This is a genomic window from Pseudoclavibacter sp. VKM Ac-2867, assembly GCF_015351275.1.
Taxonomy (GTDB): Bacteria; Actinomycetota; Actinomycetes; order Actinomycetales; family Microbacteriaceae; genus Pseudoclavibacter.
Genome location: NZ_JADKSL010000001.1, coordinates 583,722 through 596,567, shown reverse-complemented (window position 1 = coordinate 596,567; position 12,846 = coordinate 583,722). Strand labels below are relative to the sequence as shown.

Below are 12,846 nucleotides of genomic sequence, written 5' to 3'. Positions count from 1 at the left end.
GGGGAATCCTATCGCGAAACGAGACCTCACCTCTGCTCAGGCGGCCCCCAATTGTCGGTGGCCGGGGTCATACTCTCGTCATGCCAGATACGAAGACGAAGCCGTCAGACGTTTCACCCGATCTCCTCATCGATCAGGCAGAGCCCGCGGGGCGACGCGAGGATGCGCGCGTCCTGAAGGAGATCATGGATCGGGTCACGGGTGAGGAAGCCGTCGTGTGGGGTCCCACGATGATCGGCTACGGCCGCTATCGGTACACGTACGAGAGCGGCCATTCCGGCGAGGCGATGATCCTCGGATTCGCGCCTCGCAAAGCCTCGATGTCGATCTACGGACTCCAGATGTGGGCACCGGAGGGACTCATCGAGCAGCTCGGCAAGGCCAAGCTCGGCAAAGACTGCATCTGGGTTGGGCGGTTCTCGTCGCTCAATCTCGAGGTGCTCGAAGAACTGGTTCGGGTTGCCTGGTCGCGGCGGAAGGAACTGCAAGCAATGTTCCCGGGGCATGCCTGAGCGAGAGCACCCCGATGGCCCGCTCGAGCGGCCCGACCCCGAGGTAGCGCCGCCAGAGGGTCGCGAACAGCATGCACACGACCATGATGGCCACCATCGTGAGCAGGCCCTGCGGTTGCCGGTAGACGAGACCAGGGCCCGCGAGCCAGTTCTCTTCGCCAAGGAGCAGCTGCGACCAGATCGCCGTGAGGATGAGCACGTGCAGGCAGTAGACGGTAAACGCCATGGTGCCCATGTCGGCCAGGGGCCTCGTCAGGCGGGCGAACCAGGTGCGCATGCGCTCGCCCGAGAAGTCTCCGAGGAGCTGGATGCCCGCGTACGCGAGCAGCGCGAGCCCGAGGTCCCGCGCCTCGTCACCGTAGGAGCCCGACTGGGTGACGCCGGTCGCCATCTCCTCCCACCGCCGCGCAAACAGCGACACCCCGAGGAGCACCGCTCCCCCGCCAAACGTCCAGGCCGTTCGGCTCCGGTTGCCGAGCTGCCAGCGGGCCAGGAGGAACCCGATCAGCAACATCGGCAGCAGGTTCGTGAGGCGATACGCGGATCCGAGGACCGTCCAGTCGAGCAGGAGGGCGGTCGGGTCGAACATCGATGACGGCGAGAACGCGGACGTCAGCGCCCAGTCCCGCGCTGCCTCGTTCACGATGGGCGCCAGTGCGAGGAAGAGCAGCGCCGCCCCGGCCGACCAGGCCGCCGGCAGAAAGAGGAACGGCGTCGCCACTAGCATCATGATGCCCAGAAAATCCAAGACGATGAGCACGCCGGAGAAGTTGATGCTCAGCAGCAGCCCCACGAAGATGAGCACGATCGCCTTGATGACCCACGAGAGCGCGAAGAAGCTCTTCCGTCGGGAATCCCACCGTGCCGCATCCCGCAGCTGGTAGCCGGCCGTCACGCCGATGACCAGCGCGAACAGCGGCGACGCGGCGTCGTTCAGGAACTGGAAGAGCACCTGCAGGGCCCGCGGTTCGCGGTCGTCCAGGAACACGACCGTGTGGGCGATGATCATGGCGAAGATCGCGAAGCCGCGCACCACATCGAGGGAATTCAGGCGCATGCGTCGATCTTCGACGGCCCCGCGCCACCGGTCAAGCTCAACGAGACGACGCGCCGCCCAAGGGCGATAATGAACGAGTGCTTCCCACCTTCGTGATCTTTCCCGCGCTGATCGCCTGCGTCCTCATCGCCAGCGGCGCGTTGAAGCTCCCCCAGCGCTCCCGCACACTGCAGTCGTTCGCCGCGTTCGGCGTCCCCGCCCCGCTCCGGAAGCCGTGGACCGCAGTCGCGCTGCCGGTGGGCGAGATCATCCTCGGAGCCGCGCTGCTGCTCCTCAGCGGACCGGCCTACCTGATCGCCGCCACCCTCGCCGCCGCCCTCATGGCGACCTACCTGGTCGTGGTGGCACGCAGCGTCGCCAAGCGACAGGCCGTCGACTGCAACTGCTTCGGGGCGCTCAGCACCGAGCCGGTCAGCCAGATCACGATCTGGCGGAACGCGGGCCTCACACTCGCAGCGCTCCTCGCGATGCTCCTCCCGGGCATGGCGCTCGGAGTACCGACCCAGCTTGCGCTCTTCTCGCTCGACGACTGGCTGTGGCTCGCCGCGACCACGACCGTCGCGCTCGTCGGCATCATCGCTGGCCTCGTGAAGCCACCCGTCTCCGCGCCGACGGCGACCCGCGACGCGACGGTCGGTCAGGACTTCGAACTCGTCGAGGGCCCCGACCTCATCTCCGACCCCGCCGCCCGGGATGCTATCCCGCACAACCTCGAACTCGTCTCCGGGGACGGCTCACCGGAGCTGCTCTACAACCTCGTCGTCGTCCCCCAGAAGACGACGATCCTCATCTTCGCCCGCGTCGGCTGCGGTTCCTGCGGGCCCGTGCTCAGCCAGATCGGCGACTGGTCGCGGCGGCTGGGCGACGACGCACAGATCATCGTCGCCACCTCGTCGAGCCGCGCATCCATCAAGAAGAGCTACCCGAGCGCGCTGCCCCACACGTACTTCGGCGCGAAGGCTGCCACGGAGTTCTTCGAGGCTCACGCGACCCCCGCGGCGATCCTCCTCGCGGCCGACGGCACCATCGCATCGCCCCCCGAGTTCGGTGGCGACATCATTGCGGATCGCGTCGAGCAGCTGGTGTCCTCGTTCGCGGCGCAGCGTCAGTCTCAGCCGCACGGCTGAGCCCCAGGTCGCGACTGACTTGGTCCAGTCGGCACACGCGCTCGCCTTCTGATGGCTGGTGGCTCATGGCGGCGGACTGCGGGTTGCGAAGAAGTTGATACGCAGAAGGGTGCGGACAGTTCGATGAACTGCCCGCACCCTTGGCACGAAACCGGTTGTTAGACCGCCGGGTTCAGGCGCTCGGCCTGCTCGACGACGTTCTCGAGGAGCAGCGCCCGCGTCATGGGGCCGACACCGCCGGGGTTCGGCGATACCCAGGCGGCCACGTCCCAGACTCCCGGGTCGACGTCGCCCGCGACTCTGGACTTGCCCGTCTCCGGGTCTTCGATGCGGCTGACGCCGACGTCGAGGACCGCGGCGCCCGGCTTGACCCACTCGGGGCGCACGATGCCGGCGACACCTGCAGCCGACACGATCACGTCAGCTTCACGGGCGAGCACCCCGATGTCGGGCGTGCCCGTGTGGGTGAGCGTGACCGTTGCGTTGTTCTCGCGTCGCGTGAGGAGCGGACCGATCGAGCGGCCGACCGTCACGCCACGGCCGATGACAAGCACGTGCTTGCCGTTGAGCGAGATGTCATTGCGGCGGAGCAGCTCGATCACGCCGCGAGGCGTGCAGGGCAGCGGTGTCGTGATCGGGTCGTTGGCGTTGAGCACCAGACGACCCAGGTTGGTGGGATGCAGCCCGTCCGCGTCCTTCGACGGGTCGATGCGCTCGATCACGCGGTCCTGGTCGATGTGCTTCGGCAGCGGCAGCTGCACGATGTAGCCCGTGCACGCGGGGTCGGCGTTGAGGCGGTCGATCTCCGCCTCGAGCTCTTCCTGCGTGGTCTCGGTCGGGAGGTCTACACGAATCGACTCGATGCCGACCTCAGCGCAGTCGCGGTGCTTGCCCGCGACGTACCATTTCGAGCCGGGGTCTTCTCCGACGAGGATCGTGCCGAGTCCGGGGACGACTCCGCGCTCAGCGAGCGCGGCTACGCGCTCACGGAGCTCGGCCTTGATCTCGGCTGCAGCCTTCTTGCCGTCGAGTGAGGCAGCCGTCATGCTTCGCCGAGGCCAGGGTAGAGCGGGAACGCGTCGGCGAGCGCCTTGGTGCGGGCTCGCAGAGCTGGCACGTCGGCGTCGGGGAGGAGCGCGAGGGCGATGACGTCGGCGACCTCGGTGAACTCGGCGTCGCCGAAGCCGCGCGTCGCGAGAGCGGGCGTGCCGATGCGCAGACCCGACGTGACCAGCGGCGGGCGCGGGTCATTGGGGACCGCGTTGCGGTTGACGGTGACGCCCACCTCGTGCAGGAGGTCTTCGGCCTGCTTTCCGTCGATCTCAGCGTTGCGCAGGTCGACGAGGATGAGGTGCACGTCGGTTCCGCCCGAGCGGACCGAGATGCCGGCCCCGGCCACGTCTGCCTGCTGGAGGCGGTCGGCGACGATCTTCGCGCCGCGCAGCGTGCGCTCCTGACGGTCCTTGAAGTCGTCGCTCGCAGCGAGCTTGAACGCGGTCGCCTTGCCGGCGATGACGTGCATGAGCGGGCCACCCTGCTGGCCCGGGAAGACGGCGGTGTTGATCTTCTTGGCCAGGTCGGCGTCGTTCGTCAGGATGAAGCCGGAGCGCGGCCCGCCGATGGTCTTGTGCACCGTGCTGGACGTGACGTGCGCGTGGGGCACCGGGTTCGGGTGCAGGCCAGCGGCGACGAGTCCGGCGAAGTGCGCCATGTCGACCCACAGGTAGGCGCCGACCTCGTCGGCGATCGCGCGGAACTTCGCGAAGTCGAGCTGACGGGGGTACGCCGACCAGCCGGCGACGATGACCTTGGGCTTGTGCTCGAGTGCGAGCTCGCGCACCTGCTCCATGTCGATCTGCGAGGTCTCTGCGTCGACGCCGTACGCGACGATGTTGTAGAGGCGGCCGGAGAAGTTGATCTTCATGCCGTGCGTGAGGTGTCCGCCGTGGTCGAGCGACAGGCCGAGCAGCGTGTCGCCGGGACGGGCGAGGGCGTGCATGACGGCGGCGTTGGCCGTCGCGCCGGAGTGCGGCTGCACGTTCGCGAAGGCCGCGCCGAACAGCGACTTCGCGCGCTCGATGGCGAGGTTCTCGGCCACGTCGACGACCTCGCAGCCGCCGTAGTAGCGACGCCCGGGGTAGCCCTCGGCGTACTTGTTGGTGAGAACGCTACCCGTCGCCTCGAGGACGGCGCGCGGAACGAAGTTCTCGCTGGCGATCATCTCGAGCGTGGAGCGCTGGCGGTCGAGCTCCTGCTCGAGAACCGCAGCGATCTCAGGGTCTACTTCACTCAGCGGGGCATTGAACGTATCGGTCACGAAGACTCCTTCAGGAAACCGGATGGCACGGCGAACATGTGGTCGTGAACCGGCGAGCCCAGGCGAACGGCTCGAGAACCCGAAGAGCCGCTCCCTGGTGGTGACCCACCTGAACGCCAGTCGCGGCCGTCATAAGTCTACCGCGACTTGGCTGGCCTCCGCGAGAGCAGTGTCACGAGCCAGGTCAGCGCCAGGCCGAGTGCGACGAGGCCGATGATGGTCAGCACGACGGGCGCGTAGCCCTGGTTCGTCGGGTTCAGGAACGGGTAGGGGTACCAGCCGGTGAGGTTGCCGCGGATGAGCGAGAACGCCGCGTATCCGGCGGGGAAGATGAGCCAGATGAGAGCGGGGGCGAAGCGGATTCGCTTGGTCGGCCGGTCTATGAGGAGGTCGATCAGCATGACGACTGGCATGGCGTAGTGCAGCACGGTGTTGTTCCACGGCACGGCCGTGAAATCGACGTCACTCAGGCCGGAGAGCAGCAGGGAGAACCCGATGCCGACGATGAGGATGTACACCGCGACTGCCGCGCGAAAGGCGTTGATTCGCGCACCCTGTGCATTCGCAGCGGTCGCGACTCCGCTGATCAGCAGCGAGAGGACCACGAGGATGTTCGTCTCGATCGTGAAGTAGGCGAAGAACTGATCGGGCACCCAGGTTCCGCGCTCCACGATCGTCGCTATCTCCGAGACGATGGATGAAAAGGCAAGCAGACCGAACCCGATCTTGGCGGTGACCAGCGCGGGGCGGTGAATCGACGAAGCCACGAGGCGTCCTTTGATCGGCGGCGGGGGAATCCTTCATCGCGGTTCTCTGCATTCGACGCAGAGCCGAGGTGCTTGCGGGAGCCGCACGCATGAGGCTACGCGGTCAGGCGTTCTCTCTGCGGTAGTCAGCGGGTGTCACGCCGAGTTTTGAGAGGAAATGTCGCCGCATCGTTGTCGCGTCCCCGAATCCCGCCGCCGCCGACACCTCGCTCAGCGACATGGCCGGCTGCTCGAGGAGGATCGCGGCAGCAGATCTCACTCTGCGCGCGGCGATGAGCCCGGCAACACCATCGCCGTGCTCCGCGAGATCCCGGTACAGCTTGCGGCGACTGATGTGCAGGGCTCGCGCGATGCTGTCCGCATCGAAGCCCTGGAGCACGTGGTATTTCTCGATGAGGTCGTGCACGGCGGCCTGCAGCCGCAGCGACTGCTGCGCCGGAGTCATCGTCGCCGGCACGACCTGCAGAAGGGCGGAACGGAGCAGGTCGTAGAGCACGGGCTCGGCAAGCCCCGACGACACCTGCCCGCCCCCATCCGCGGTGGCGTCCTCGACGAGGTAGCGCCCGACGAAGGCCAGGAAGGCGGACGTGAGCGCGCTCTCGGGCAGACGCACCGGCCACTGTCCGCTCGTGACCCGCGAGTCCTTCGAGATGTCGTGGATGGGGACAGCCATGCCGAGTGTCTCGACCACGCCGATACTCGCGGTGACAAGCGGATGCGTTGAGTTCACGACGAGCACGTCGCCTGGACCCAGCACCCCCGTGTGCTTTCCGTTCCGATACTTCAGCGAACCCCGCAGCATGCCGACCGCGATGAGCTTCTCGTGCGCATCCCGAGTGAAGTCCTCCCCGCCGCGCTCGACGCCGGAACTGGTTCGCAGCGTTCCGTAGAGATGCACAGAGCCGACGAAGGCTTCGAGTGTGTACGCGTGGAACGCGGCGGCCGCGGCGGAATTCCCCGCCCTCGAAAGGCCGAAGAATTCCGCGATCCCTGATTCCCCGTGGAATTCCCGGAACGCCCCGGAAACGAGATCCTCCGTCGAGAAATGCGCGAACGGCTCCCCCGTGTGCGCGATCCTCGCGATCCAAGCACTGAGATCCTGCCTCGAACTCTCAAGCACCGAATACCCCCGAAAACAACCGCCTGAACTTCACGCCAGGATACCGAGAATTACCCGACGGTCGAACTGGAGGCGAATTCAGTGACGTCAGTTCAGCGTGAGAGAAGCCCTTCCGTGAGCCCATTCGGCGTTCCGAAACGGTGCGCGGTAATGGAGACCGCCTGTTCCCGCAAGAACGGGAGCAGCTCGACACGGCCGGCCTCGGTCACCTCTCCCGAATAGATCGCGAGGTCGACGCGGCCATTCACGGCTCGCGCCAGCGCCACGGGATCGCCGCCGATCATGCGCATCCGCCCGGCATGCAGCGAGCCAGCCGAGCCAAGGAACTCGGTATCGGTCTCAGCCCGCATCGGCACCCCGGCGCCAGCGAGTGCGGCCTTCGCCGAGGACGGCAGAGCGACGCCCGTCGACACGCGCAGACGGGCGCTCGCGACGAGACCCGCAGAGATCACCCGAAGGAGATCCGCGACCCGGGCATCCTCGGAGAGGCGCACGACGATCTCCCCAGGGAACGTCAGGTAGCGGAACACGTTTCGCTCCGCGTAGAGGGCCTGCACGTCGCGGTCACGTCCGAACTCCTCAGCCCAGGCGTGCGCGTCGCTGCCGAGCGCACGCTCGAGCATCGCCGTATCGGCGTCGGAGAGTGCAGAGGGGTGCGCCTTCGCGACCGCCTTCGCCGCGTCGAGCAGCGACTGCGCCCCTGCGTCGACGATGGGCGCCGAGAGTGCGGAGGCCGATCGCTGCCACGTGCCGAGACCAACGAGGTAGTTCGGCCCGCCCGCCTTGGTCGTGCATCCCACAACCGACTTCTTCCAGCCACCGAACGGCTGACGCTGCACGATGGCGCCCGTGATGCCACGGTTCACGTAGAGGTTGCCCGCCTGGATGGTGTCGAGCCACTGCGAGACCTCACCGCGGTCGAGCGAGTGGATGCCCGAGGTCAGGCCGTAGTCGACCTCGTTGACGATCTCGATCGCCTCCTCGAGCGTGTCGGCCGTCATGATGCCGAGAATCGGGCCGAAGTACTCGACGAGGTGGAATTCGGAACCGCGCTCCACGCCCACCCGCACTCCGGGGCTCCAGAGCTTGCCGCTGTCGTCGAGCTGCTTCGGCTCCACTGCCCACCGCTCCCCCGCCCCGAGATTCGTGAGGCCGTCGAGCAGCTTCCCCGAGGCCGGAGTGATGATCGGCCCCATCTGCGATGCGGCATCCCACGGGTAGCCGACCGTGAGCGAGCGAACCGCATCGAGGAGCTGCTCGCGGAAGCGGCGCGAGCGCTGTGCCTGCCCGACGAGCACCACGAGCGACGATGCGGAGCACTTCTGGCCGGCGTGGCCGAAGGCCGAGGCGACGACGTCCTTCGCAGCCAGGTCGTAGTCGGCGCTCGGCGTGACGATGATGGCGTTCTTGCCGCTCGTCTCCGCGAGCAGCGGCAGCTCGGGGCGGAACGATCGGAACAGCTCGGCGGTCTCGATGCCGCCCGTCAGGATGACGCGATCGACCGAGGGGTTCTTGATGAGCTCGCTGCCCAGCTCACGGTCCGAGAACTGCACGTACTGCAGCACCTCACGCGGCACTCCCGCCTCCCAGAGGGCCTCGACCATGACGGCGCCGCAGCGCGCTGCCGGCCGCGCGGGCTTGATGATGACGGATGCGCCGGCCGCGAGCGCGGCGAGCGTCGACCCCGCGGGAATCGCGATGGGGAAGTTCCAGGGCGGCGTCACCACGATGACCTTCGACGGCACGAACGAGGCACCGTCGACGACGTCGAGACCGCGCGCGAGCTCCGCGTAGTAATGGGCGAAGTCGATCGCCTCCGAGATCTCGGGGTCCGACTGGTCGAGCGTCTTCCCGGCCTCCGACGCCGCCACCTCCATGAGGTCCGCGCGTCGACGCTCCAGCGCGTCACCAGCCCGGTGCAGCACCTCCGCGCGTGCCGCGCCGGACAGCGCACCCCACGACTGGCTGCCCGCGACGGCACGCGTGACCCGCGCGTCCAGTTCGCCGAGCGTGCCGACCGTGTTGGCCTCGATCGTCTCGGTGCCGAGGGCCGAAGCCTGCGCACGCTCGCGGATGCCGCGCGCCCAAGCCTGGTTCACGGGGAGCGACGGGTCGGTGTCCGGCGTCTCCTCGAAGCGGTCGGCCGGCAGCACCGCCGGCTCGGCAGTGCGGTCCTGCACTCGGTTGCTGGGAGGGACGACGCGGTCGAGCGCATCGAGGGAGGCGACGAACCGCTGCGACTCGCGCTCGAACAGTTCCTCGTTGTCGGCCAGCTCGAACACCGCCGACATGAAGTTGTCCTGGCTCGCGCCCTCCTCGAGGCGGCGGATGAGATAGGCGATGGCCACATCGAACTCCTGCGGGTGCACAACCGGCACGTAGAGGAGGAGCCCGCCGACCTCGCGCTTGACGACCTCAGCCTGGCTCTGCGCCATGCCGAGCAGCATCTCGTACTCGATGCCGTCCGTCGCTCCCCGGCGCTTCGCGAGCAGCCAGGCGAAGGCGACATCGAAGAGGTTGTGGCCCGCGACGCCGACGCGCACGTTCTTCACCCGCTCCGGAGTGAGGGCGTAGTCGATCACGCGCTTGTAGCTCGTGTCGGAGTCCTGCTTCGTCCCCCAGGTCGCGAGGGGCCAGCCGTGCAGGGACGCCTCGACACGCTCCATCGGCAGGTTCGCGCCCTTCACGAGGCGCACCTTAATGGGGGCGCCGCCGCGGGCGACGCGCTCCGCTGACCACTCCTGCAGGCGCATCATCGCCGAGAGCGCGTCTGGCAGGTAGGCCTGCAGCACGATGCCGGCCTCGAGGCTCAGGAACTCAGGGGCGTCGAGGATGCGCGTGAAGACCGCCATGGTCATCTCGAGATCCTTGTACTCCTCCATGTCGAGGTTGATGAACTTGCGGTTCGGGCTCTCGACGGCAAGGCGGTACAGGGGGGTGAGCTCCTCGACGACGTCGGTGACGGCTTCCTCGAACGCCCACGGCTGGTGCGGTGCCGTCGTCGAGGAGACCTTGATCGAGACGTAGTCGACATCATCGCGCGCGAGCAGTTTCGTGGTGCCCTCGAGGCGGCGGGCCGCCTCCTTCTTCCCCAGCACGGCCTCGCCGAGCAGGTTCAGGTTGAGCCGGACGCCCTTGCCTCGGATCTGCTCGATGGCCGGCCCCAGCTTCGCGTCCGTCGCATCGATGATGAGGTGACCGACCATGTCGCGGAGTACCTTGCGAGCCACCGGCACGACAACCCCGGGGAGGATCGGGGCCACGGCGCCTCCGACGCGCACGGCGCTCTTCATGTACCAGGGCAGGAAGCCGGGCACCTCGTCGGCGATCGAGCCGAGCTTGCGTGCCGCGACCTTGAGGTCCTCGGGGCGCACGACGCCGTCGACGAAGCCGACCGTGAAGTCGAGCCCCCGCGGGTCCTTGAGCACTCCGGCGAGCTGAGCGGCGGATGCATCCACCGGGATCTCGGCGGCCTCCGTGAGCCAGCGGCGCACGAGCGCGACTGCCTCCGGCGCGAGGTCGGTGAGGGAATCTGCGGGGAAGACAGGCGTCACGGTGGCGGTCATGTGACCCAGTATCAGCACCGGACTTCCGTTAGGTAAAGTGAAGGAAATTGACGCGTTTTCATCAGCACGTGTGATGATTGACCATGCTCGACGTACGCAAGCTCCGACTCCTCCGCGAAGTGCAGCTGCGCGGCACCCTTGCCGAAGTCGCCAAGGCCCTCAACTTCTCACCGTCGGCCGTCTCGCAGCAGCTCTCAGCCCTCGAAGCGGAGCTCGGCGTCGAGCTCCTCCGCAAGCACGGGCGGCGCGTGCAGCTCACCCAGCAGGCCGAGATCCTTGCCGGACACACCGCCGAGATCCTCGAACGCCTGGAGATCGCCGAGCAGGAAGTGCTCGCCTCCTTCACCAGCGCCGTCGGCACCGTGCGCCTCGCCGTCTTCCAATCCGCGGCACTCACCCTCATCCCGCCGCTGCTTCGCGTGCTCGCCGAAGAGCACCCAGGGCTCCGCATCGAGATGGTGCAGCACGAACCGGAGTCGGCGCTGTTCGACACCTTCGCCGGCGACTTCGACGTCGTCGTCGCGGAGCAGTACCCGGGCCACGCCGCCCCGCACCACCCCGGCCTCGACAAGCGCCTCCTCACCGACGACGCCCTCCGCCTCGCCGTGCCCGTCGACTCGCCCGTGACCACGCTCGCCGACACCAGGGACCTGGCCTGGGTCATGGAACCGCAGGGCTCCGCGTCGCGCCACTGGGGCGAGCAGCAGTGCCGCGTCGCCGGCTTCGAGCCAGACGTGCGCTACGAGACCGCCGACCTGCAGGCGCAGATGCGCTTCATCGAGACCGGGCACGCGGTGGGCATCCTCAACGACCTCACTTGGGCGCACGCCGCCCCCAACGTGCGCTTCCTGCCGCTGAGCGGGGTCCCACGACGCGAGATCTTCACATCCATCCGCACGGCGAGCGCCGCATCGCCGACGATCGCCGCCGTCCGCGACGGACTGCAGCGGGTCGCCGACGACCTCAGCTCGACCGGGCTCAGCTCGACTGCTGGAGCGGGCGCCTAGCCAGCACGGCGTCGAGCACCAGAGCGCTCACGAGACCCAGCCCGACCATCGCGATGAAGAACACGGGCAGCGCCACGAGCCCTGCCGCATCCAGCAGCAGACCGCCGACCAGCGCGCCCGAACCGATGCCGAAGTTGAAGCCAGACGTGTACAGGGCGCTCGACAGGTCGCGGTGGCGAGAGGGGGCTGCGTTCAGGATGCGCGACTGCAGCAGCGGCGGCAGCACCCCCATCCCGAGACCCCAGATGACCAACGCGATGAGCGCCACTGTCGTGTCGTGCGCGAAGAGCAGCAGGGTCACCGCGATGAGCATCAAGATGTAGCCCGTCGCCAGCCCCACACGCGGCCGCGACGTGAACACGACACCGGCCAGCGCAGTGCCACCCGCCGACGCGATGCCGTAGGCGAAGAGCACGAGGCTCAGCGTCGCAACCGGGAAGCCGATGACGTCGAGCGAGTACGGCGAGATGTACGAGTAGAACGCGTACTGGGCGGTCATCGTGATCAGCGTGATGACGCAGAGCAGGATCACCGTCAGCAGGGAACGCTGCGCGAAGCGAACGCGCTTCACCGGCGCCGCAGGCTCGTCCGAGTCGTCCGGGAGAGCGATGGGTCGCGTGTAGAACGAGTCGTCGAGGTGATTCACCCGAGGCAGCAGGAACCAGAGGAGCACCGCGACGAGCAGCGTGATGACCGCAAGCGAGCCGAACGCGAAGCGCCAGCCGAACGCCTGACCCAGCGCCGTGCCGATCGGAACGCCGAGGACATACGCGATCGCCCCGCCGCCGAGCGTGATCGAGACCGCGCGCGTGAGCAGCTCCTTCGGGGCGATGAGCGAGATGTACGAGGCGACGACCGCCCAGAAAACACCGTGCGCGAGGCCGGTGATGACACGCGTCACGACGAGCCACGCGTACGTGGGAGCGAACGCAGACGCGATGGAGCCGATCGCGAAGACCGCGAGCACGACGACCAGGAGCGCATGCCGCGGAACACGTTTCGTGAGTGCCGTCAGCGGCGTGCTCGTCAACACGACCGTGAACGCGAAGATGGTCATCAGCCAGCCGATCTCCGCGCGAGTCGCGCCCAGATCGACCGTCATGAGCTCGAGGAGCCCAGTCGGGAGCATCTCGATCGTGACGCTAATGAACGTGGAGAACGCGAGCGCGATGAGAGGGACGAGCGGCAGCCGAGGGGCAGACGTCAGCGGAGAAGAAGTGAGAGAAGTCATTCGCAGGATCCGAACGGCGCACTCCGGACGAGCGGGAAACCTCGTCAGGGAGTCGACTGCGTGCATACCGGCACGCCGGGGGCCGAGCGATCCGCTCGACCGCGTCCGATTCTATACGGTGGCGTCAAGACGGCTACCCTGA

10 protein-coding genes and 1 riboswitch are annotated in these 12,846 nt (G+C 67.7%); of the genes, 3 read left to right on the top strand and 7 right to left on the bottom strand.

Features of this window, described 5'->3' with window-relative positions:
• Window positions 1–80 precede the first annotated feature (80 nt).
• Window positions 81–512, top strand: coding sequence for a DUF1801 domain-containing protein (locus ITJ67_RS02665; protein ID WP_194676635.1), 432 nt, complete (start codon window positions 81–83; stop codon window positions 510–512).
• On the opposite strand, the gene ITJ67_RS02660 is transcribed toward ITJ67_RS02665, so the two are convergent.
• Window positions 427–1,569: an acyltransferase family protein gene (locus ITJ67_RS02660; RefSeq protein WP_194676634.1), complete on the bottom strand. Its 1,143-nt coding sequence runs from the start codon at window positions 1,567–1,569 to the stop codon at window positions 427–429. The two genes, ITJ67_RS02665 and ITJ67_RS02660, sit on opposite strands and share 86 nt — an antisense overlap.
• 77 nt (window positions 1,570–1,646) lie before the next feature.
• Here ITJ67_RS02660 and ITJ67_RS02655 point away from each other — a divergent pair, with 77 nt between their 5' ends.
• The gene (locus ITJ67_RS02655; protein ID WP_160071315.1) at window positions 1,647–2,696 is read left to right on the top strand and encodes a MauE/DoxX family redox-associated membrane protein; all 1,050 of its coding nucleotides are present in this window, start codon (window positions 1,647–1,649) and stop codon (window positions 2,694–2,696) included.
• Window positions 2,697–2,854: 158 nt separating this feature from the next.
• Here ITJ67_RS02655 and ITJ67_RS02650 read toward each other — a convergent pair whose 3' ends face one another.
• From ITJ67_RS02650 to ITJ67_RS02630, 5 genes are all read right to left on the bottom strand, one after another.
• Window positions 2,855–3,742 carry a bifunctional methylenetetrahydrofolate dehydrogenase/methenyltetrahydrofolate cyclohydrolase gene (locus ITJ67_RS02650; RefSeq protein WP_194676633.1) on the bottom strand — a complete coding sequence of 296 codons (888 nt, stop codon included), beginning with the start codon at window positions 3,740–3,742 and terminating at the stop codon, window positions 2,855–2,857.
• Complete coding sequence (glyA, locus tag ITJ67_RS02645) at window positions 3,739–5,013, bottom strand: serine hydroxymethyltransferase (protein ID WP_194676632.1); 1,275 nt, start codon at window positions 5,011–5,013, stop codon at window positions 3,739–3,741. The genes ITJ67_RS02650 and glyA overlap by 4 nt, the downstream gene beginning before the upstream one ends.
• 49 nt (window positions 5,014–5,062) lie before the next feature.
• Window positions 5,063–5,147, bottom strand: a riboswitch (ZMP/ZTP riboswitch).
• 3 nt (window positions 5,148–5,150) lie between these two features.
• A complete protein-coding gene (locus ITJ67_RS02640; protein ID WP_160071312.1) occupies window positions 5,151–5,780 on the bottom strand; it encodes a Pr6Pr family membrane protein in 630 nt (209 codons plus the stop codon).
• 103 nt (window positions 5,781–5,883) lie between these two features.
• Window positions 5,884–6,678 (bottom strand): AraC family transcriptional regulator, encoded by a 795-nt coding sequence (locus ITJ67_RS20120; RefSeq protein WP_194676631.1) that lies wholly within the window; start codon window positions 6,676–6,678, stop codon window positions 5,884–5,886.
• A gap of 314 nt (window positions 6,679–6,992) precedes the next feature.
• Window positions 6,993–10,466 (bottom strand): proline dehydrogenase family protein, encoded by a 3,474-nt coding sequence (locus tag ITJ67_RS02630; RefSeq protein ID WP_194676630.1) that lies wholly within the window; start codon window positions 10,464–10,466, stop codon window positions 6,993–6,995.
• A gap of 83 nt (window positions 10,467–10,549) precedes the next feature.
• Between ITJ67_RS02630 and ITJ67_RS02625 the strand changes: the two genes are divergently transcribed.
• Complete coding sequence (locus ITJ67_RS02625) at window positions 10,550–11,473, top strand: LysR family transcriptional regulator (protein ID WP_160071309.1); 924 nt, start codon at window positions 10,550–10,552, stop codon at window positions 11,471–11,473.
• Here the strand turns inward: ITJ67_RS02625 and ITJ67_RS02620 are convergent.
• Complete coding sequence (locus ITJ67_RS02620) at window positions 11,445–12,704, bottom strand: MFS transporter (RefSeq protein WP_194676629.1); 1,260 nt, start codon at window positions 12,702–12,704, stop codon at window positions 11,445–11,447. The two genes, ITJ67_RS02625 and ITJ67_RS02620, sit on opposite strands and share 29 nt — an antisense overlap.
• Window positions 12,705–12,846: the final 142 nt, after the last annotated feature.